Source organism: Parabacteroides sp. Y3-G-102, assembly GCF_023656845.1.
Classification (GTDB): Bacteria; Bacteroidota; Bacteroidia; order Bacteroidales; family Tannerellaceae; genus Parabacteroides; species Parabacteroides distasonis.
Genome location: NZ_JAMOKU010000010.1, coordinates 103,084 through 124,123, shown reverse-complemented (window position 1 = coordinate 124,123; position 21,040 = coordinate 103,084). Strand labels below are relative to the sequence as shown.

The 21,040-nt window shown below is 45.0% G+C and carries 16 protein-coding genes and 2 tRNA genes; 15 read left to right on the top strand and 3 right to left on the bottom strand.

Annotated elements, in window-relative coordinates:
• Positions 1 to 3 precede the first annotated feature (3 nt).
• Both NBH16_RS07000 and NBH16_RS06995 read left to right on the top strand, forming a co-directional pair.
• Complete coding sequence (locus NBH16_RS07000; protein ID WP_005865850.1) at positions 4 to 1,272, top strand: glycosyltransferase; 1,269 nt, start codon at positions 4 to 6, stop codon at positions 1,270 to 1,272.
• Positions 1,273 to 1,307: 35 nt separating this feature from the next.
• Positions 1,308 to 2,600, top strand: coding sequence for a glycoside hydrolase family 57 protein (locus tag NBH16_RS06995; protein WP_005861616.1), 1,293 nt, complete (start codon positions 1,308 to 1,310; stop codon positions 2,598 to 2,600).
• 136 nt (positions 2,601 to 2,736) lie between these two features.
• On the opposite strand, the gene NBH16_RS06990 is transcribed toward NBH16_RS06995, so the two are convergent.
• Both NBH16_RS06990 and NBH16_RS06985 read right to left on the bottom strand, forming a co-directional pair.
• Complete coding sequence (locus NBH16_RS06990) at positions 2,737 to 4,113, bottom strand: DUF4270 domain-containing protein (RefSeq protein WP_250788283.1); 1,377 nt, start codon at positions 4,111 to 4,113, stop codon at positions 2,737 to 2,739.
• 11 nt (positions 4,114 to 4,124) lie between these two features.
• Positions 4,125 to 4,949, bottom strand: coding sequence for a glycogen/starch synthase (locus NBH16_RS06985; RefSeq protein ID WP_005861620.1), 825 nt, complete (start codon positions 4,947 to 4,949; stop codon positions 4,125 to 4,127).
• A gap of 100 nt (positions 4,950 to 5,049) precedes the next feature.
• Here NBH16_RS06985 and panC point away from each other — a divergent pair, with 100 nt between their 5' ends.
• The 9 genes from panC (at position 5,050) to NBH16_RS06940 (ending at position 12,942) form a co-directional block, all read left to right on the top strand.
• A complete protein-coding gene (gene panC / locus NBH16_RS06980; RefSeq protein ID WP_005861622.1) occupies positions 5,050 to 5,889 on the top strand; it encodes a pantoate--beta-alanine ligase in 840 nt (279 codons plus the stop codon).
• 13 nt (positions 5,890 to 5,902) lie between these two features.
• A complete protein-coding gene (gene panD, locus NBH16_RS06975; RefSeq protein ID WP_005861624.1) occupies positions 5,903 to 6,253 on the top strand; it encodes an aspartate 1-decarboxylase in 351 nt (116 codons plus the stop codon).
• A 98-nt stretch (positions 6,254 to 6,351) separates the two neighbouring features.
• The gene (locus NBH16_RS06970; protein ID WP_008774105.1) at positions 6,352 to 7,674 is read left to right on the top strand and encodes an MATE family efflux transporter; all 1,323 of its coding nucleotides are present in this window, start codon (positions 6,352 to 6,354) and stop codon (positions 7,672 to 7,674) included.
• A gap of 143 nt (positions 7,675 to 7,817) precedes the next feature.
• Positions 7,818 to 8,255: a Fur family transcriptional regulator gene (locus tag NBH16_RS06965; protein ID WP_008774104.1), complete on the top strand. Its 438-nt coding sequence runs from the start codon at positions 7,818 to 7,820 to the stop codon at positions 8,253 to 8,255.
• Positions 8,256 to 8,335: 80 nt separating this feature from the next.
• Positions 8,336 to 10,246, top strand: coding sequence for a heavy metal translocating P-type ATPase (locus tag NBH16_RS06960; protein ID WP_250788281.1), 1,911 nt, complete (start codon positions 8,336 to 8,338; stop codon positions 10,244 to 10,246).
• Positions 10,247 to 10,347: 101 nt separating this feature from the next.
• Positions 10,348 to 11,685: a signal recognition particle protein gene (gene ffh, locus NBH16_RS06955; protein WP_005861632.1), complete on the top strand. Its 1,338-nt coding sequence runs from the start codon at positions 10,348 to 10,350 to the stop codon at positions 11,683 to 11,685.
• Positions 11,686 to 11,707: 22 nt separating this feature from the next.
• The gene (folD, locus tag NBH16_RS06950; protein ID WP_005865864.1) at positions 11,708 to 12,604 is read left to right on the top strand and encodes a bifunctional methylenetetrahydrofolate dehydrogenase/methenyltetrahydrofolate cyclohydrolase FolD; all 897 of its coding nucleotides are present in this window, start codon (positions 11,708 to 11,710) and stop codon (positions 12,602 to 12,604) included.
• Positions 12,605 to 12,702: 98 nt separating this feature from the next.
• Positions 12,703 to 12,776: transfer RNA gene (locus tag NBH16_RS06945), tRNA-His, on the top strand.
• A 92-nt stretch (positions 12,777 to 12,868) separates the two neighbouring features.
• A tRNA-His gene (locus tag NBH16_RS06940) sits at positions 12,869 to 12,942 on the top strand.
• Between the two features lie 141 nt (positions 12,943 to 13,083).
• On the opposite strand, the gene NBH16_RS06935 is transcribed toward NBH16_RS06940, so the two are convergent.
• On the bottom strand, positions 13,084 to 14,631 hold the full coding sequence (locus NBH16_RS06935) for a M28 family metallopeptidase (protein ID WP_005865866.1): 1,548 nt from the start codon (positions 14,629 to 14,631) through the stop codon (positions 13,084 to 13,086).
• A 128-nt stretch (positions 14,632 to 14,759) separates the two neighbouring features.
• Here NBH16_RS06935 and NBH16_RS06930 point away from each other — a divergent pair, with 128 nt between their 5' ends.
• Genes NBH16_RS06930 through NBH16_RS06915 form a run of 4 tightly spaced genes read left to right on the top strand, consistent with a single transcriptional unit; the run spans position 14,760 to position 20,700 of the window.
• Complete coding sequence (locus tag NBH16_RS06930) at positions 14,760 to 15,119, top strand: DUF8478 family putative metalloprotein (protein ID WP_005861714.1); 360 nt, start codon at positions 14,760 to 14,762, stop codon at positions 15,117 to 15,119.
• Between the two features lie 48 nt (positions 15,120 to 15,167).
• Positions 15,168 to 16,277 carry an efflux RND transporter periplasmic adaptor subunit gene (locus NBH16_RS06925; protein WP_250788279.1) on the top strand — a complete coding sequence of 370 codons (1,110 nt, stop codon included), beginning with the start codon at positions 15,168 to 15,170 and terminating at the stop codon, positions 16,275 to 16,277.
• Positions 16,278 to 16,283: 6 nt separating this feature from the next.
• Entirely contained in the window at positions 16,284 to 19,397 is a 3,114-nt protein-coding gene (locus tag NBH16_RS06920; RefSeq protein ID WP_008774099.1) for an efflux RND transporter permease subunit, read from the top strand.
• Between the two features lie 28 nt (positions 19,398 to 19,425).
• Positions 19,426 to 20,700 (top strand): TolC family protein, encoded by a 1,275-nt coding sequence (locus NBH16_RS06915; protein WP_048928020.1) that lies wholly within the window; start codon positions 19,426 to 19,428, stop codon positions 20,698 to 20,700.
• The last annotated feature ends 340 nt before the right edge of the window (positions 20,701 to 21,040 follow it).

Here is a 21,040-nt window from a genome sequence, read left to right as displayed (position 1 = left end):
ATTATGAAAGCATTAATGTTTGGATGGGAATTTCCTCCTCATATCTTGGGCGGTTTAGGAACGGCCAGTTTCGGTTTGACACGAGGCATGGCAATGCAGCCCGATATGGATATTACTTTTTGTATACCGAAGCCCTGGGGCGATGAAGACCAGAGCTTTCTAAAGATAGTGGGTGTCAACCAAGTTCCGATTGTTTGGAAGGATGTTGACCGTGAATATGTGCAGCAACGGGTTTCCAAAGCGGGAATGAACGCTGACCAGTATTATAAGTACAGGGATCATATTTATGCGGATTTCAGTTATCGTCATGTGACTGATTTAGGGTGCCTTGAGTTTTCCGGACGTTATCCGGATAATCTTCTGGAAGAGATCAATAACTATTCGATCGTTGCGGGAGTAATCGCTCGTACGGAAGAGTATGATATCATCCATGCGCACGACTGGTTGACTTATCCGGCGGGTATTCACGCTAAAAATGTGAGTGGTAAGCCTTTGGTCATCCATGTTCATGCTACGGATTACGATCGTAGTCGCGGTAATGTGAATCCGGATGTCTATGCGATTGAGAAGAATGGTATGGACAATGCAGACCATATCATAACGGTGAGTAATTTGACTCGTCAGACGGTGATTGAGAAATATCATCAAGATCCCTCTAAGGTAACGACCGTACATAACGCCGTAGAGCCTTTAAGTCCTGAGATTTTAGCGATCCCAGATAAAAAGGGTGTAAAGGATAAGGTTATTACATTCTTAGGTCGTATCACGATGCAGAAAGGGCCGGAATATTTCGTTGAGGCTGCCGCAAAGGTTTTGGCTAAGGCTCCTTATGCACGTTTCGTGATGGCTGGTAGTGGTGATATGATGGATCAAATGATTCGTTTGGCTGCGGCACGTAATATTTCAGATCGTTTCCACTTTACTGGATTTATGAAGGGTAAGCAGGTCTATGAGGTGTTGAAAGCCAGTGATGTATATGTGATGCCTTCGGTTTCCGAGCCTTTTGGTATCTCTCCGTTGGAAGCCATGCAATGTGGTGTACCCTCTATCATTTCTAAACAATCCGGTTGCGCCGAGATCTTGGATTATGCGATTAAGGTGGATTATTGGGATATTGAGGCGTTAGCGGATGCCATGTATTCTATTATTACTTATCCTGCCATGCATGAGTTCTTGAAAGTGGAAGGTAAGAAAGAGGTGGATAATATCAAATGGGAGTATGCCGGACAAAAGGTTCGTCGTATTTACGACAATGTGATAGGTAACAAATAAATTAACGACAAGACAAAAATAAAACAAACAATATTATGAAAACGATCTGCTTTTATTTTCAAATACATCAGCCGTTCCGTTTAAAAAGATATCGCTTCTTCGATATAGGTAACGACCATTACTATTACGATGATTTCCAGAATGAGGAGATTATCCATCGTATAGCTGAACAATGTTACTTGCCGGCTAACCGGACTATTTTGGAGATGATTAAGACCAGTGGTGGTAAGTTTAAGGTAGCGTTCTCTATTTCCGGCGTAGCGTTGGAGCAGATGGAGATTTATACTCCGGAAGTGATCGATAGCTTTAAGGAATTGGCGGCTACGGGGAATGTGGAATTCTTGTCTGAGACTTATGCTCATTCTCTTTCTTCCTTGGGAGATCCGGAGGAGTTCAAGCATCAAGTAAAGAAACAAGAAGATAAGATCAAGACTTTATTCGGGGTTAAACCGAAAGTGTTCCGTAATACGGAGTTGATTTACTCGGATGATATTTCCGCTATGGTTTCTGAGATGGGCTATAAGGGGATGTTGACGGAGGGTGCTAAGCATATCTTAGGTTGGAAGAGTCCGAACTATATGTATTCTTCTTGCGTAGCTCCGAAGTTGAGTTTATTATTGAAGAATGACCGTTTCAGCGAGGATTTATCGAACCGTTTCAGTGATTATAGTTGGAATGAGTATCCTTTGACAGCCGATAAGTATATGTCATGGATCGCTGCTACTCCGGATTCAGAGCAAATCATTAATTTGTTTATGAATTATGAGGTGCTGGGATCTTTGCATCCAGCTTCAACCGGTATTTTTGAGTTCTTCAAGGCTTTGCCTCGCTTTGCCGCAGATAAGGGTATTAGTTTCTCTACTCCATCGGAAGTATTTACATTGATCAAGCCGGTAGATTCTATCTCCGTTCCTTATCCGATCTCTTGGGTAGATGAGGAGAGAGATTGTAGTTCTTGGTTAGGAAATGTATTGCAGCAGGAAGCATTCCGTAAGATTAACGAGATCGGTGAGCGTGTTCGTTTGTCTCAGACTCGTCGTATCCGTCAGGACTGGTACTATCTGCAGAGCAGTGACCATTTCTATTATATGAGTACAAAGCATATGGGACAGGGAGGCTTTAGCCCTTACGATAATCCGTATGACGCATTTAATAACTATATGAATGTTCTTTCCGATTTCATTGTTCGTGTGAATGCGGAATTCCCGGAAAACATAGAGAATGAGGAATTGAATTCATTGCTTTCTACGATTAAGAATCAAGGAGAGGAGATCGAGAGTCTACAGAAAGAATTAGATAAATTAAAAAAGAAGGCGGCGAAGAAATAAGTCGTTAATTGATTTGACTAGACTATTTTTGGAGAGTGACGGGTCCTTTAGGGGGCCCGTTATTTTTTGCTTTGGAACAGTGCATAAAAAAAGCGAGATGTTCTTCTTCTCGCTTTTTTTGTATGAATACTTTTTATTATCTGGCATATTTACATGAAGTGATACCGATTTTCATTACTTCTTCATCTTTCCGTATTTTTACTCCTGAAGGGGCCAAATAGTTCGTGATTGCGGTTGTGATTGTTTGTACGCTACCATAATTGTTACTTTGGGTATAAGTCCAATCAACCGGTATGATAAGTAACGCCATATCTTTATCCGGATCTTTCTCTATCTGATATTTCAATAAATTGGCGAGATTCGGGAAAGAGTAAGTGCGAGTCGTCTCATTGTAAGCTTCCGATAAAAACGAGGTTACATTATTGTTTATCTGGTTGCCCTCAAAGAAACTTTTTACCGAATCCTCTGGCAATATTAATAGATAAGGAGGAGGAGCCAATGCATATTGCCAATCTTCTTGCGGCATCGCTTTTAACTCTAGTGGTAAATTATTCACGATACGTTTTTCCATGATCGGAGTAATTTCCTGTGTCGGAAGAACGATGCGTGTACAAACGCCGGCAGGAGTCTTAAAAAATGCATAGCTGTCGTTCGGTTGTAGCAATTGACTCATATCCGTATTTTTGAAACGACTTAGCTGAATGACCTCTTTAGTGACGGAGAAAGCTTCCCACGTGGTTATTAAAGAGTCTTTTCCTGCTGTGCTTTTAACCGCATAATTATAATATATCTTAAGGACAGAGCTAGCCACGGACAATATATTACCACTACCGAAGGTAGTTGTTACATAAAGCCCCGGGAAAAACTCATTGAAAGTTTCTTGATTCTTGAATGTACCCGGATTATTAATCGTTTCATCATAAAATTTTTGTCCGAACTCAGTAGGCATTTTAATGCTTACATGAGGGCTGTAACCATCAGAGTTTCTAAGGGAGTCGGATATACTTGTGTTATAAGCTGTATAAGCTTGAGCACCCATTGACTCTTGCATATTGCAATATTGCTTAGGGTCAATATTTGTATAAAAATTCTTTTGTAACGGACTTGTAATTTTAAAGATCTCCGCACGCATAGGCGCCAAGGAGTCTCCTACCCATACACCGTTTTTATTGGAACCATTATAATATATATTGAATTCCACCGAATCAATTTTTCCCTCATAAGGTGTATGCTTAAATTGAAAATCACTCGGACAATAGAATTGGCACATATAATCCGATACAAGGTTACCATACAGCGGATCGTAGAGTTCACCCAACTGGGCGCTAGTAGACCTTGCGTAAATAGAATCTAATTGCACCGTAGTGGCTTGTATCTGGAACGTGTCCATATATACCGCAATTGTATCGTCGCCTGGCTGAATACTTGTTCCTATCGAACTAAAATCATCATTACACCCGGCCAAAATGCTAGCACCAAGGCCAAGTCCAAGTATTAAAAGCTTGATTTTCATTACTACATTTATTATTTCGTGTTAGAATCCAATACCACGTCGTAGAACTTATTGAACTCGTCCATATAAGTTTCCGGTGACTGATAGGGAAGGAATGGAGTATCTTTCTTGGCAGAGATATAATCAAGGACTTCTTGATTGATCGTCTCGCTACCTTGGATTACACCATCAGCGAAATCAATCGCTAATTTGGTTAGGCCCACAAAACTTGTATCTGCCTTGATTAACTTCAAGTCAGCTTCTTTGGCTCCGTCCGCCTTCAGTTTTGTTGCGAAATCTTTGTTTAGCGGGTTCTTGAAGTCATCGTTGTAGATCGAATAAACGATTTTCGCGTTACGCAGGCACGGGTCATCGGCATACATTCTCTTGATGTAAAGAGCCGTTAACGCTGACATCCAGCCATGGCAATGGATTACATCAGGAATCCAACGCAATTTCTTTACGGTTTCCAATACTCCGCGTACATAGAAGATCGAACGATCGTCATTATCTTCATACTCATTTCCATTCTCATCGCTAACCGTGGATTTCCGTTGGAAGAAATCCTCGTTGTCAATAAAGTAAACCTGCATCCGGGCCGATTGAATGGATGCTACCTTAATGATCAGAGGATGGTCCGTGTCGTCAATAATAAGATTCATACCAGACAGACGGATAACCTCGTGCAACTGATTGCGGCGCTCGTTGATATTTCCGAATTTTGGCATGAATGTCCTGATTTCGCGACCACGCTCCTGAATTCCTTGCGGCAAATTTCTACATATTGTCGCGATCTCGGATTCGGGAAGGTAGGGAGTGATTTCTTGGGCTATAAACAAGATTTTTTTTGCATCCATTCTGTAAACTAGTTTTATAAAGACGCTACAAAGATACGAAAAATCTTTTATTTACGGTAATTATTTAGTTGCTTTGCACCGTCAATTAAGCATCTATCTGATGAAAATAGTAAATAGTATTAAAGATTTGAAGGCTTATCTTGCTGAGGCAAAGCAGGATAATAAGAAAATTGGCTTTGTTCCTACCATGGGAGCACTGCATAATGGACATCTTAGCTTGGTACAACATTGCGTGAAAAACAATGATGTATGTGTAGTCAGTGTTTTTGTAAATCCAACCCAATTTAATGACAAACACGACTTGGAAACGTATCCCCGTACGTTGGAGGCTGATTGTGTGTTATTAGAATCTGCCGGCTGTGACTATGTATTCGCTCCCTCTGTAGAAGAGATGTATCCGGAGCCAGATACCCGTACGTTTGATTTGGGAACGGTATCTGAGGTAATGGAAGGCGCTAAGCGTCCGGGGCATTTTAACGGTGTAGCGCAGGTGGTAAGTAAATTGTTCTATATCGTGGAGCCGGATAACGCTTATTTCGGAGAAAAGGATTTCCAGCAGATCGCTGTGATCCGGGCGATGGTGAAACAATTGAATATCCCTGTAACGATCAATGCTTGTCCGATCGTTCGTGAGGGCGATGGCTTGGCCTTGAGTAGCCGGAATACCCGTTTGACACCGGAACAACGTCAAAAAGCTCCGTTAATTGCTCGTACGTTAAAAGAAAGTACTACCTTTGTGCCCGGAAAAAGCGTACAAGAAGTGATTGACTATGTTGTCAATACGATTAATAGTGATCCTGTCATGGAAGTTGAGTATTACGAGATCGTAGATGGCAATACGTTAGAGTCTATCAAGAACTGGTCGGATACCGATTATCCGGTAGGTTGCATCACGGTATATTGCGGAGAGGTACGTTTGATCGACAATATCAAATACTAATTATAAGTCATACATGTTTATAGAGGTAGTAAAGTCAAAAATTCACCGGGTAACGGTAACGGAAGCTAACTTAAACTATATCGGTAGCATCACTATCGACGAGGATTTGTTGGACGCCGCTAATTTGATCGCGAACGAGAAGGTCTCGATCGTGAATAATAATAACGGAGAACGTTTTGAGACGTATATTATCAAGGGCGAACGTGGCTCGGGAGTGGTTTGCTTGAACGGAGCGGCTGCCCGTAAGGCTCAACCCGGAGATATTATTATCGTTATGTCGTATGCCATGATGGATTTCGAGGAGGCGAAAACATTCAAGCCTTCCGTGGTATTTCCCGATACGGCGACAAATAAGTTGATATAGCAGACGCTAGGCTTTGTAGAGATCTCTAATCATAAGAAAAGCTCGTCGGGATGCGGCGGGCTTTTTTTATCTTCATAAATTTAAGTAATAAGCGAGTTATGTACACGAACAGGAATATATGGAATGTTAGCTACCCGATCTTTTTGAGCTTGTTGGCGCAAAACGTGATAAACGTGACTGATACGGCTTTTCTAGGTAGGGTTGGTGAAGTCGAGTTGGGGGCTTCCGCTATGGGAGGACTTTATTATATCTGCGCTTTTACGATCGCCTTTGGTTTTAGTACGGGATCTCAAATCGTGATTGGCCGTAGAAACGGAGAGGGACGTTATGACCAGATAGGGCCTGTCATGATACAAGGCGTTTTCTTCCTATTGTCGCTGGCTGCTATATTGTTCTTGTTTTCTCGTTTTTTTGCGGGAGACGTGATGCGTGTATTGATTTCTTCGGACGCTATCTTGAATGCCACGGAGGAATTTTTGGATTGGCGTGTGTTTGGCTTCTTCTTCTCTTTCGTGAACGTGATGTTCCGGGCTCTTTTTATAGGTATTACCCGTACAAAGGTGTTGACATTGAACGCTGTCTTGATGGCAATGACGAATGTCTTACTGGATTATCTTTTGATTTTCGGACATGCCGGATTCCCAAAGATGGGTATTCAAGGGGCGGCTATCGCTTCCGTCATAGCCGAGGCGGTATCGATTCTCTTTTTCGTGGTTTACACGAGACTTACCGTAGATATACGTAAATATGCGCTTAACCAGATTCGTTCTTTCGATTTTGGCTTGTTGAAACGGGTGCTGGATATTTCTGTGTTCACGATGCTGCAATATTTCTTGTCTATCGCTACTTGGTTTATGTTCTTTATCGCTGTGGAGCATTTGGGGCAACGGGAGTTGGCGGTGGCGAATATCGTACGTAGTATTTACGTCGTGATGTTGATTCCCGTTAATTCCTTGGCGACCACGACAAACACGTTCGTGAGTAATAGTATCGGGGCGGGAGCGATCAATCAAGTTATACCGACTATCTGGAAGATCTGTAAGTTATCGTTGGGCATTATGGTCGTGTTTGCCGCTATTGTCAGTTTGATGCCGGGATGGGTCGTGTCTGTTTATACGAATGACGCTTCATTAGTGGCAGCCTCGGTTCCATCCGTCTACGTGATTGTCGGTTCTTTATTGATCGGATCGGTAGCTAATGTGGCGTTCAACGGGGTGTCGGGTACGGGAAATACACGTTCTGCGCTTTTTATGGAAGCGGCGGTATTGATTCTGTATGTGCTTTTTGTATATGTCGCGGGGATGCGTTTGCGTTTGCCGGTAGCCGTATGCTTCTTGACAGAGGCTATTTACTATAGTGGATTGCTCGTCGCTAGCGTAATCTATTTAAAGAAAGCCTCTTGGCAAAATAAAAGAATATAAGTATATGAGGGGGAAAAAACACGTACGTCTTTTTTCGAAAACACGTACGTGAATTCTGAAAAACATGTACGTGTTTTTTTGAACTGTGAATATTGGGAAATTGTTCGTATTTTTGTATTGTAATCAAATAAGAAAGGTAACTCATGTCCACGAAGCAATGTGAAGATATGTTGGTAGGAAAAGGAGTACGGCCTACTGCCGCACGGATCCTTGTCTTACAAAAATTATCAGAACGAACCAGCCCGGCTTCCCTGTTCGAATTGGAGGCGGAGTTGGAGACGTTGGATAAATCGACCATTTCCCGTTCATTGGCCTTGTTATTGGAACATCATGCGATCCATTCTTTCGAAGATGGTAGTGGCTCTATAAAATATGAGATATGCCAGAGCCGTTCGGAGACATGCCCAGTGGGTGATAGGCATATTCATTTTTTCTGCGAGGTATGCCGTAAAACCTCTTGTTTAAATAATATCAAGATCCCGGTCGCTCAATTGCCGGAAGGATATATAATGGATACCATTAATTATACGGTAAAGGGTGTTTGCCCATTGTGTAATAAGCGACGTTCCCAGAAACCCTGATAATTTGCAATCAAGTTGCAACTCCCTTCTCTTACCTTTGTACCGTAATCAAGAAGTAAATAATTAAAATAGATAAGATTATGAGTACAACATGTGGATGTGAACATTGCCATTCGCACGGAAGTTCCGGTTTATGGATGCCGACGGTTTCTTTCGTTTTGTTGGTGATAGGACTTATCGGGAAGTACTCGGGGATAAGTTGGTTTGCTGAGTCTTGGATAGAGGCTATTTGGTTTCTGGTCGCTTTTTTGCCGGTAGGACTTCCTGTTATGCGAGAAGCTTGGGAAGCGGCTTTGCGGAAAGACTTTTTTAGTGAGTTCTCGTTAATGGCGATCGCCTCGATCGGGGCGTTTTGTATTGGGGAGTATCCCGAGGCCGTAGCCGTGATGCTTTTCTATACGGTAGGAGAGAGGTTGCAACTTCTAGCCGTGAATAAAGCTTCGAAGAATATCAGTGACTTATTAGATGTCCGGCCGGAACGAACGGATGTATGGCGGACGGGTACATATATGAATGTATCTCCGAAGGATGTGAAAGTAGGCGAGCGGATCGAGGTGAAGCCCGGCGGACGTGTGCCTTTGGATGGCGTTTTATTGGAAGCCGAGGTGCAGTTCGATACCTCGGCATTAACCGGGGAAAGTATGCCTCGTTCTATCTGTGAGGGTGAGGAGGTGCTTGCCGGAATGATCGTGCAGGGGCAGGCGGTACGTATACAAGTGAATCGGCCGTACGAGCAAAGTGCCTTGGCCCGTATTTTGGCTTTGGTGAAAGATGCCTCGGAGCGGAAAGCGCCGGCGGAATTGTTTATTCGGCGTTTCGCACGGATTTATACCCCAATCGTGATTCTTCTGTCGTTTCTAATCGTGTCGGTTCCTGCTTTGGTAGGGATGGTGACGCCTTCTTTCCAGTATGTTTTCTCGGATTGGTTATATAGGGGATTGGTTTTCTTGGTTATTTCTTGTCCTTGTGCCTTGGTTATAAGTGTTCCGCTCGGATATTTCGGTGGTATAGGCGCCGCTTCTCGTGCCGGGATATTATTTAAGGGTGGTAATTATTTAGATGCGATCACACGGGTAAATACGGTAGCGTTCGATAAGACCGGTACATTGACTACCGGGCGTTTTGAGGTCACAACGGTGGAAAGCACGGGTATCCCGGCTTCTGATCTTTTGAGTATTTTGTTATCAGTAGAGCGGAAAAGTACCCATCCGGTAGCGCAGGCTGTAGTTCGCTATGCGGAAAAACAAGATAGCGTGCCGATGGAAATCACTGACATGCGGGAATTGGCAGGGCATGGTGTCGAGGCTATCGTGAACGGTCGGCAGGTGCTTGTCGGTAACATTCGTTTATTGGCCGAACGTGATATTCCTGTCCCGAAGGAATTATCCGATAGTGTTTCTACCGTGGTGGTTTGTGCGATCGATGGGAAATATGCGGGGCATCTTCTCCTTTCGGATACCTTGAAGAAGGATGCCGTGGATGCGATTCGTCGGTTAAAGGATCTGGATGTTAAAGATATTTGCTTGTTGTCCGGGGATAAGCAAGAGATCGTGAATCAATTCGCTGAGCGTTTGGGTGTCGATAAAGCGTATGGTAATCTGCTGCCGGAGGATAAAGCCGCTTATATAGAGCGATTAACGGCGGAGCCGGATAAGTCGGTTGCCTTTGTGGGCGATGGGATGAACGATGCGCCGGTACTGGCTTTAAGTGATGTCGGTATTGCGATGGGTGGATTGGGATCGGATGCGGCCATCGAGAGCGCGGACGTGGTTATCCAAACGGACCAGCCCTCTAAAGTAGCGGAAGCTATTTCTATCGGACGTGCTACCCGGAATATCGTCCGTCAGAATATCGTGGGATCTATTGGCGTGAAGGTGATAGTCCTTGTGGCGGGAGCCTTCGGTTTTGCCACGCTTTGGGAAGCTGTTTTCGCGGATGTAGGCGTATCTTTGCTGGCGGTTCTTAATTCGATCCGTATACTAAAACGTTGAGAAGTGAAGAATTTCGAGATCGCTTTCATCGCATACTCATCTCTTTTTCGTACCTTTGCCCCTTAATCCAGTAGAAAATAATATAAATACACATACGAATTATGTTTGAGAACTTAAGCGAAAGGTTAGACAGATCGTTTAAACTGTTGAAGGGCGAAGGCAAGATTACCGAGATCAATGTGGCGGAAACATTGAAGGATGTGCGTAAAGCGTTGTTGGATGCCGACGTCAATTATAAGGTTGCCAAGAGTTTTACGGATACGGTAAAAGAGAAGGCTTTAGGACAGAACGTGCTTACATCGGTTAAGCCTAGTCAGTTGATGGTTAAGATTGTTCACGATGAGTTGGCCAGCTTGATGGGAGGTACGGCAGTCGACGTGAATTTGCAGGGAAATCCCGCCATTATATTGATGTCCGGTTTGCAAGGTTCGGGTAAGACTACTTTCACTGGTAAACTAGCGTCTTTATTAAAGACCAAGAAAAATAAGAAACCATTATTAGCCGCTTGCGACGTGTATCGTCCGGCAGCTATCGAGCAGTTGCGTGTAGTCGGAGAGCAGGTAGGTGTTCCGGTATACATGGAATTGGAGAATAAGAATCCGGTGGAGATCGCTATGAACGCTATCCGCGAGGCACGGGCTAAAGGCAATGACGTCGTGATCGTGGATACCGCCGGTCGTTTGGCTATCGATGAGCAGATGATGAACGAGATCGCCGCTATCAAGAGCGCTATCCAGCCGGATGAGACCTTGTTCGTGGTAGATGCCATGACGGGTCAGGATGCCGTGAATACCGCGAGGGAATTTAATGAGCGGCTGAACTTCGACGGCGTCGTACTTACGAAGTTGGATGGTGATACCCGTGGTGGTGCCGCTTTGTCGATCCGTACGGTTGTTGATAAGCCGATTAAGTTTGTCGGTACGGGCGAGAAGATGGATGCCTTGGATATTTTCCACCCTGAACGTATGGCGGATCGAATCTTAGGCATGGGTGATATCGTGTCTTTGGTGGAACGTGCGCAAGAGCAATATGACGAGGAAGAAGCGAAACGTTTGCAGAAGAAGATCGCTAAGAACCAGTTCGATTTTAACGACTTTATCTCCCAGATCCAACAGATCAAGAAGATGGGTAACTTGAAAGAGTTGGCATCCATGATCCCGGGTGTAGGAAAGGCATTGAAAGATGTGGATATCGATGATAACGCGTTCAAGAGTATCGAGGCTATCATTTATTCGATGACTCCGGATGAGCGCAGCAACCCGGCTATCTTGAATGGCTCACGCCGTCAGCGTATCGCCAAAGGTAGCGGTACGAGCATCCAGGAGGTAAACAAGCTGATCAAGCAATTTGATGAGACCCGTAAGATGATGCGTATGCTTACTTCCGCGAAGTCGGGGAAGATGAAGCTACCTTCGATGAAGCCCTCGTTCAGACGTTAATTAACAGGAGATAATCAATAATATGGAAGAACAACATTATCAATTGCTGGATGGTAAGGCCGTTTCCGCTCAGATGAAGAAGGAGATGGCTGAGGAGGTAGCCCAGATCAAGGCTGCCGGAGGTAAGATCCCTCACTTGGCTGCTATTTTGGTGGGCCATGACGGTGGTAGCGAGACTTATGTGGCTAGTAAAGTCAAGACTTGTCAGGAGATTGGTTTTAAGTCTACCTTAATTCGCTTTGAGGAGGATGTTACGGAGGAAGAATTGCTTCGTAAGGTCGATGAGTTAAATAATGATCCGGATGTGGATGGCTTTATCGTACAGCTTCCGCTTCCGAAACATATATCCGAGCAGAAGGTGATTGAGGCGATCGATTATCGTAAAGACGTGGACGGTTTCCATCCGATTAACGTGGGACGTATGTCTATCGGTTTGCCTTGTTTCGTATCGGCTACGCCTGCCGGTATCTTGGAATTATTGAAGCGTTATCATATCGAGACGCAAGGAAAGCATTGCGTGGTTTTGGGACGCAGCAATATTGTCGGCAAGCCGATGGCTACCTTGATGATGCAGAAATCTTATCCGGGCGATTGTACGGTGACCGTATGCCATAGCCGTTCTAAGAACTTGAAGGAGATGTGCTTGTCTGCTGATATTATTATCGTGGCTTTAGGTGTTCCTGAATTCTTGAAAGGGGATATGGTGAAGGAAGGCGCCGTGATCGTTGACGTGGGAACAACCCGTATGCCAAGCAGCGTAACCAAGAGCGGATTTAAGTTAACGGGAGATGTCTTGTTTAACGAGGTCGCTCCTAAATGTTCCTATATCACTCCGGTTCCGGGTGGCGTAGGGCCTATGACAATCATTTCTTTGATGCGTAACACATTGTTAGCGGGAAAGAAAGCGATCTATAAGTAAGTGGATGGATAAAAAAGTTCGCAAAAGGTTTGTGTAATCAGAATTTATACCTATCTTTGCGCCGTCTTAAAGGGGGAATCCTTTGAAAGGCGGATATGGTGAGAGTAGCTCAGTTGGTTAGAGCATCGGATTGTGGTTCCGAGGGTCGTGGGTTCGAGCCCCATCTTTCACCCATTGTGGTTTTTTAGATAAAAATCTTGTTATGAATAAAACAAGGTTTTATGAACCAAGGCGTCTGTGAAGAATGAAAGGTTTTTTTATATGGTGAGAGTAGCTCAGTTGGTTAGAGCATCGGATTGTGGTTCCGAGGGTCGTGGGTTCGAGCCCCATCTTTCACCCTAGAATGAGAAAAGGATATGTCTATTAGGGCATATCCTTTTTCTATTTCTTATAATGGGCATTGTAAGTCTTTTATGATGCCCATCATAAGGAGCTTATAATAGGCATTGTAAACTCCTTATAATAGCGATCGTGCTGACCTACTCTTCGGTATATAAACCTTCTCTTGATAATTGCTTATCCAGATTCGCTACACCGAGGGCTATGATAGCGGTAACCGTAGCCGTATGTTCTTGGTATTCGGGGATGTTCTTTGTGTATAAATCCCGTTCCGTATGCCAGATTTCGCCGTAATCAAAATCATATCCTTTGAAATCCTCTGTGGTGAAACCTAATGTGGGGACACCTTCGATGGCGAAAACTGATGCGTCTGTTCCCCCCATGCGTGTCGGGCGTTTACGGGGTTCACGAACTTTTACCTCGAAAGGATAGTCCGGACGGATTTTTTGGATGGGTTCGCTGATCTTCACGAAATCATCATACATGGCTTGAGGGACGGAGATACCGACAGGAGGTTCCGGGCCACCGTCACGATTGAACAAATTAGCGATTTTGGGTAATTTATCCTTATGCGCTTTCACCCAAGCTTGTGCTCCTAATAAGCCAAATTCCTCACCGGCGAATCCGATAAATAAGATCGTGCGCTTAGGCTTGGCTCCGGATTTGGCGATCATGCGAGCGGCTTCCATCATCGGTCCGATTCCAGTACCGCAATCGATGCCTCCGGTAGCCACGTCGAAAGCATCTAGGTGACCGCTGATAATAACATATTCGTCCGGGTATTTGCTGCCTTTGATAGACGCTACGACATTATGGTATTTAACCGGGCCTAATTTAAAATGATTACGAATATCGAACTCTAGTTCGAATGTACGTCTCTCTTTCACCATTTGTTCGATGATCGCGAATTGATGCTCGTCTAATTTGATATCCGGAAGTTCCGGCAGATTGTCGAAGTTCGTATTCGGGTCGTTCATCATTTTCCGGTCGTATAACGCACGGATAGGTACGGTGGAGGATTGGATAAAACCTAAAGCTCCGGCCTCGCACATTTCCTTATAATATAATCCGGGGAATTCTTTATAAGGCAACATCTCGTTTTTCTCCCCGTTTTCCCAGTTGCGGCGTCTTAGATCATTGTTTTTCTTCATGATCTCGTTGTTCTCTTTCTTGATCTCCGCACGAATGGAATCTCCCGAGGCGGAGCGGTCGATAGGCCAACCTACATTTTTCCCTGAGATAAGAACCCAAGCACCATTCAATCTTCCTTTGATTTGCTGGAACTCCTCGTCGTTACGAGGCTCCATCACCGCATGCCCACGTTGCACGCCTTTCGTTCCGGAAGTGTAGGAAGGGGTGGCGAAATGCAGGATCATTCCGTTGTCGCTCAACAAGCGTCCGAACCAAGGTCCTCGATTAAAGCCGACAGGGACGGTACCGGCCTCTTCTAATTGGACATCGAGTCCCCAACTCTTAAACTCACGCACCATCCACTCGGCGGCGTTCTCATAAGCGTCGGAACCTATTAAACGTCCGCCAAAGCGGTTTGTAAGGATATCCAGCTGATGCATCACTTGATTATCGTTCTGACCCATCTCGATGATTTTTTTTACGGCAGCGTCCTGAGCTGGTACAGGGGAGACTGTCATGCAGGCTAATGCCGCACAAACAAGTAAGATTTTTCTCATAAAGTAGTGTTTATTTCATTGATATGACTGTTTATTATTCAGTGTATGCAAATAAAGGAATAAATTTTGACTTATTGCAAATGAAATGGCAGTTTCTTTTATAACTTTGCGGAGTAAACAGATGGCGAATGAAAACAATGCGTAGCTTGAAGTGGTTAAGGCCCCTCTTGGTAGTACTCTTTATGAGTTACTACGTGGGTGGCACGGCCTTTACCCATACGCATCATTTCCTAAACTATAGTATCACTCACTCTCATCCCTATCTGCCGGGAGCCGATGGCTTGCCTCATCATGAGCATAGTACAGTAGCGTTTAATACGATTGAAGAGCTGACCGAATTGTGTATGGAGTTAATTCCGTACTTACCTTTGGTTATGGCTTGGGCGCTTTTGATGGTAGTGCTCGTCTTTCTAAAGAAAGAGGTTGTCTTGCGTCTTGTGCGGCGTGGCGAATCCCGTGCGCCTCCCTCGTTTGGTATAGTAATTTGAATCAAGCATTAGAATCACTTTTTATACTAAACATTTTACGCATCTTATATGAAATCTATATTTTTACTATTGCTTCCAGCGATAGTACTATGCTCTTGCCATACCCAAAAGCAAGAGGATGAGTCTGCGCATGCCGTAACACTCAAAGGGGATATTATACATATCGGTTCCGAATCTCCTGTTTTATCCAAGTTGACAAAGGAAACGGTTAAACGGGAACTTTACCGTATGGAGTTTACCACCTCGGGGGTCGTACAGGCGATTCCTTCTAATTATGCGGAGGTGGCTTCACCGGTAAGCGGGCGAATTACGAAATCGTTCGTTCGCTTAGGGCAAAAAGTGGCCCCGGGTAGTCCGATCTTCGAGATTAGCGCTCCCGCTGTTTATGAGGCGGGGAAATCTTATTACCAAGCTCGCCAAGAGATGGAACTGGCCTTGAAAAGCTTGAATCGGGAGAAAGACTTGATGAAAAACAAGGTTGGTGTCCAAAAGGAATTGGAAGAGGCCGAGGTGAATTACGAGTTAAAGAAAAAAGACTATGAGAATATGGTCGCCGCATTGAAAGTCTTTCAGATTAATCCGGATGAAATGGCTTTGGGGCAACCATTGATCGTTCGCTCGCCTATAGCCGGTGAGGTCGTGAAAGATCGGATCGTAATCGGGCAATATATGAAAGAGGACGCCGAGCCTGTAGCTGTCATCGCCGATTTGAGAAAGGTATGGGTGGTCGCCCATGTAAAAGAGAAGGATTTGAGTTTAATACAGGCTTTGGATGAGGTGGAAATCCGGTTGGTAGCCATGCCGGATAAACCGATATCGGGAAAGATTTATCATATCAGCGAGATGCTGGACCCCGATACCCGTTCGGTGGAGGTCTTGATCGAGTGCGATAACAGTACCCGTTTGATGAAACCGGAGATGTACGGCACGGTCAAGTTGAGCGACCGTGAGGCGGAGGTGATTCGTATACCTACTTCCGCTATCTTGCAGGAAGAGGAGAATATGTACGTATTGGTGGAATTGGGGAATAACGATTACCGGAAACAAAAGATCGAGACCGGCCTTACTGAAGATGGCAAGACGGTGGTTTTATCCGGCTTGAACGTAGGTGATGAGATCGTAGCTACGGGAGCGTTTTATTTACTTGACGCACGCTAACGGATTATGAAAAGGATTATTTACTTGGCGATACATCGGCGAGGACTGATGTTCGTGTTATTTCTGTTCTTAGCGATCGTTGGTTATTATTCTTGGACGCGGTTGGCGATAGATGCTTATCCGGATATCGCCGATACCACCGTGCAAGTCGTGACGCAGGTTCCCGGATTGGCCGCCGAGGAGATCGAGCAACAAATCAGTATTCCGATCGAGCGGGCTATGAATGGTCTGCCGGGACTAAACGTAATGCGTAGCAAGAATACGTTTGGTTTATCTACGGTCGTATTGGTTTTTGATGATGGTATTGAGGATTATTGGGCCCGGCAACGTGTACAAGAGCGGTTGGTAGACGTGGAGCTTCCTTATAATGCGGTTCCCGGCTTAAATCCTTTGACTTCGCCGACGGGAGAGATCTTTCGTTATGTGGTGGAAAGTGACCGTTTGGACTTGAGGGAGTTGACCGATTTGCATAAATGGGTAATTATTCCGAGACTGAAACAGGTTACGGGTGTAGCGGATGTAAGTAATTACGGCGGTATCACTACCCAATATCAGATCGAGGTGAACCCTTATAAGATGGAGCAATACGACATTACCTTAGGGGATATTACGGAAAAGATAGAGAAGAATAACGTGAACGCCGGTGGTAGTATGTTAAGCCGGGGGGATTTGAGTTATGTGATCCGTGGAATCGGTCTGGTTAAGGACTTGGAAGACTTGGGGCATATCGTGATCAAGACCGTGAATGGTGTCCCGGTCTACTTGAATGATATCGGTAAACTGAAATACGGAAACTTGGAGCGAAAGGGCGTTTTAGGTTTTACGGACGATACCCGTGATTATTCCGATGGCGTGGAAGGTATCGTGCAAATGCTCAGGGGGGAGAATCCGTCCCGGGTGTTGGATGATGTGCATAAGGCGGTAGACGAACTAAATAACGAGACACTTCCCGAGGGAACCCGTATCCATCCGTTTATGGATCGTACGGATTTGGTTAATACGACCTTGCATACTGTATCGCATACGTTGTTCGAGGGTATGGTACTGGTTGTCTTAGTACTGATCTTATTCTTGGGGAGTTGGCGTGGCGCTTTGTTGGTGGCCTTAACCATTCCCTTGTCTCTATTGATTGCCTTTATCTTGATGCATGTTACGAATATTCCTGCGAACCTACTATCCTTAGGCGCTATAGACTTCGGTATTTTGGTAGACGGAGCGATCGTGATGATGGAGACGGTCTTGAAGAAAAGGGAACGGCATCCGGATGAGGTATTGACGGAAGATTCGATCTTGCGCCGTACGACTGAGGTGGCTCGCCCGATCTTTTTCTCTACATTAATTATTATAACAGCCTATCTTCCTTTGTTCGCTTTTGAGCATATTGAGAAGAAATTGTTTACGCCGATGGCTTATACCGTAGGGTATGCTTTGCTGGGCGCTTTGTGTGTGGCCTTGTTCTTGATTCCGGGATTGGCCTTTTATGCGTATCGTAAGCCGGGAAAGATTTACCATAATCGTTGGTTGGAGAAACTTTCCACGGCTTATCATTCACAAATTGTCCGATTGATGGAGAAGCCAAGACGGGTTATTGTACCGTTACTGGCGATATTGCTGGGAGCGGGGATTTTAAGTTATACCGTAGGAAAAGACTTCTTGCCTCCGTTGGATGAGGGGGCGATCTGGATACAGGTACAGCTTCCTCCGGGTATTTCCATTGAGAAATCGAAGGAGATGGGGGCGGAGCTTCGGAAGACTTTGAAAGAGTTTAAGGAAGTCTCATATGTAATGACTCAAGTCGGTCGCGATGATGAGGGGGCGGAAGCGTTCTCACTCTCTCATGTGGAGTGTGGCGTGGGATTGAAACCCTATAGTACATGGAAATTCGGTAAGACGAAAGCGGATCTGATCGAGGAAATGGCGGCTAAGTTGGAGACCATGCCCGGCTACTCGGTCGGTTTCTCCCAGCCGATCATCGATATGGTGATGGATCAGATCGCTGGGGCTCATAGTGATTTGGCGCTGAAGATTTATAGCGATGATATTACGGAAAGTCGCCATATTGCGGATCAAGTCGCTAATGTGTTGAAGGAAATACCGGGTGCTGCCGACGTAGCGGTAGATCAAGAGCCTCCGTTGCCGCAATTGCAGATTATTGCGGATCGTGCCCGTATCGCCCAGTATGGCTTGAACGTGTCGGATGTGGCTGATTTGATTGAGTTAGCGATCGGTGGAGCTTCTATTTCCCAGATATTTGTCGGAAGTAAAAGTTATGACGTGATTTGTCGTTTCGATGACGCTAGCCGCAATTCTCCCGAACGTATCGGAAATCTATTGCTGACTACCGGTTCCGGAACAAAGATTCCTCTTTCGCAAGTAGCGGAGATTAAGATGACAACTGGTGCCAGTACGATTACCCGTGAGATGAATAAGCGGCACTTGACGGTACGGGTTAATTTACGTGGCGTGGACTTGACGGCGTTCTTGAATAAGGCGAATGCGTTGATCGATAAAGAGGTGAAATACGATCATGATTCCGTGCATTTGAAATGGGCCGGACAGTTCGAGAACCAGCATCGTGCGTATGCCCGTTTGGGGGCTGTGGTTCCTTTGGCGTTGGGGCTGATGCTGCTTTTGTTGTTTGCGGCTTGCGGTAAATTCCGGCAGGCGGCTTTGATGATGAGTGTCGTTCCCTTGGCTTTGTTTGGTGGTATGTTGGCGTTGAATGTGCGGGGAATGACATTGAATGTCTCCTCGGCGGTTGGTTTTATCGCCTTGGTCGGTGTCGCTATCCAAAATGGCGTGATCATGATTTCCCATATCAATAACTTACGTACGAGGGAGCGGGATTTGAAAGATGCGGTGATAACGGGAACCAAGCACCGTTTCCGTCCGATCTTGATGACGGCTACGGTTGCGGTCTTGGGATTGCTTCCTGCCTCTGTTAGTACAGGTATCGGTTCGGACGTGCAGCGTCCCTTGGCTACGGTAATCGTTTACGGGCTTTTATTTGCTACGGTTATTACGCTTTATGTACTTCCCGCTTTATACTATATGATCGAGAAACATTATGAGGGGAAGGATTTGACGCCGGTATCGGAGGAAAAAGAGCTGCACGCTTAATCCGGAGGTGGAATTAAAAAGATATACTATGTTTAGATTAGAAGATATGAAGAAATATATAATCCTGTCGTTACTCTGCGGATGCTTATCCGTGAATGCCCAGACCATGGTTCCGCTTACGTATCGGCAATATATGGAGCGGGTTGCGGAAGGCAACCTTGAGTATGCGTCGGAGAAATTGAATGTGCCGGCCGCTAAGGCTGAGGTAACGGCGGCAAAGGTGTTTAACGATCCGAACCTTTCCGTGTCTTATTTCAATAATGAGAATAATTCCTTGCAAATGGGAGAAGGTGTTGAAGTAGAACTGAGCAAAACTTTCTCTTTTGGAAAACGGGGTGCGAATATCTCATTGGCACGTAGCGAGAGTGAGTTGACCGAGGCTTTGTTGGCCGATTATTTCCGGAATCTCCGGGCAGACGCTACGATTGCTTATATGGAAGCCTTGAAGCAACATGAGTTGTATAAGGTAAAGGAGAATGCCTATGAGAATATCCGGACATTGGCGGAGAGCGACAGTATCCGTTTCTCATTGGGGCAAATCCGTGAGGTGGATGCTACGCAGAGCCGGGTAGAGGCCGGGGTCTTACGAAACGAGTTGCTGCAAGCCGGAGCGGAATTAAAGAATGCTTTCTCGAACTTAAACTTCTTGACGGGGACTTTCAGTACGGATACTTTATTTCACCCAGAGGCTGAGTTACGTACGGAGCCTCGGGATTTTATCCTTGCCGACTTAATCACGGCGGCAAGCGAGGGGCGTACGGATTTGGTAGCCGCCTTAAAAAACAAGGAAGTGGCCGCTAGAGCCTTGAAAGTAGCTCGCCGGGAGCGGAATATGGATGTGGATTTGTCTATCGCAGTAAGCCGTAACGCCCGGGTTTATAATGAGGAAGCCCCGGCACCTCCTTTTACCGGAGTGACGGCAGGTATCGCTGTTCCTTTGAAATTCTCTAATTTCAATAAGGGAACGGTTCGTGCCGCTCGTTATCGGGAGCAACAAGCGGAAGCGCAATATAAGCAGGCTCTTTTGCAAGTACAGACGGAGGTGATGCAGGCATATCGTAATTATCAATCTTTCGCCGAGCAAGTTAATCATTATGAGGATGGGCTTTTAAGGCAAGCCCGTGAGGTGATGGATGGCAAGATTTACAGCTATAATAGGGGAGAAGTCTCTTTATTGGAAGTCTTAGACGCCCAGCGTACTTACGATGAAGTACAAGCTCAGTATATCGAGACGCTGTTTAATTACAGCTCAGCCTTGGTCGAATTAGAACGTTCGGCGGGTATTTGGGATATTGAGATTTGATTTGCGCTATAATTCAGAAAAGTAACAAGGGATAAATTGTAAGACGCTTACATTTCTATCCCTTGTTATTTTATCTGAATAAATCCATCAGTTTATCCGGTGATTGCCTAGTATCGAATATTTGATAGATACGGATACAATCATATTCAACACTATAGATGATTTTATAATATCCCTCGATCAAGGAACGATATTCTTTATTAAGTTGGAGTAGTGATGGTTCAATAAATCCTAAATAAGGATTAGTTATTAATAGTTCCGTTGCATGAGTGGATCCGTTGCAACAATAAAAAAGCATAAGAATTATTACCCTCGTCATGGTAATAAAGTAAGATTTCAG

Coding starts and splice junctions, on each gene's coding strand:
- NBH16_RS07000 (WP_005865850.1), top strand. CDS start 4: ATGAAAGCATTAATGTTTGGATGGGAATTTCCTCCTCATATCTTGGGC.
- NBH16_RS06995 (WP_005861616.1), top strand. CDS start 1,308: ATGAAAACGATCTGCTTTTATTTTCAAATACATCAGCCGTTCCGTTTA.
- NBH16_RS06990 (WP_250788283.1), bottom strand. CDS start 4,113: ATGAAAATCAAGCTTTTAATACTTGGACTTGGCCTTGGTGCTAGCATT.
- NBH16_RS06985 (WP_005861620.1), bottom strand. CDS start 4,949: ATGGATGCAAAAAAAATCTTGTTTATAGCCCAAGAAATCACTCCCTAC.
- panC (WP_005861622.1), top strand. CDS start 5,050: ATGAAAATAGTAAATAGTATTAAAGATTTGAAGGCTTATCTTGCTGAG.
- panD (WP_005861624.1), top strand. CDS start 5,903: ATGTTTATAGAGGTAGTAAAGTCAAAAATTCACCGGGTAACGGTAACG.
- NBH16_RS06970 (WP_008774105.1), top strand. CDS start 6,352: ATGTACACGAACAGGAATATATGGAATGTTAGCTACCCGATCTTTTTG.
- NBH16_RS06965 (WP_008774104.1), top strand. CDS start 7,818: ATGTCCACGAAGCAATGTGAAGATATGTTGGTAGGAAAAGGAGTACGG.
- NBH16_RS06960 (WP_250788281.1), top strand. CDS start 8,336: ATGAGTACAACATGTGGATGTGAACATTGCCATTCGCACGGAAGTTCC.
- ffh (WP_005861632.1), top strand. CDS start 10,348: ATGTTTGAGAACTTAAGCGAAAGGTTAGACAGATCGTTTAAACTGTTG.
- folD (WP_005865864.1), top strand. CDS start 11,708: ATGGAAGAACAACATTATCAATTGCTGGATGGTAAGGCCGTTTCCGCT.
- NBH16_RS06935 (WP_005865866.1), bottom strand. CDS start 14,631: ATGAGAAAAATCTTACTTGTTTGTGCGGCATTAGCCTGCATGACAGTC.
- NBH16_RS06930 (WP_005861714.1), top strand. CDS start 14,760: ATGAAAACAATGCGTAGCTTGAAGTGGTTAAGGCCCCTCTTGGTAGTA.
- NBH16_RS06925 (WP_250788279.1), top strand. CDS start 15,168: ATGAAATCTATATTTTTACTATTGCTTCCAGCGATAGTACTATGCTCT.
- NBH16_RS06920 (WP_008774099.1), top strand. CDS start 16,284: ATGAAAAGGATTATTTACTTGGCGATACATCGGCGAGGACTGATGTTC.
- NBH16_RS06915 (WP_048928020.1), top strand. CDS start 19,426: ATGTTTAGATTAGAAGATATGAAGAAATATATAATCCTGTCGTTACTC.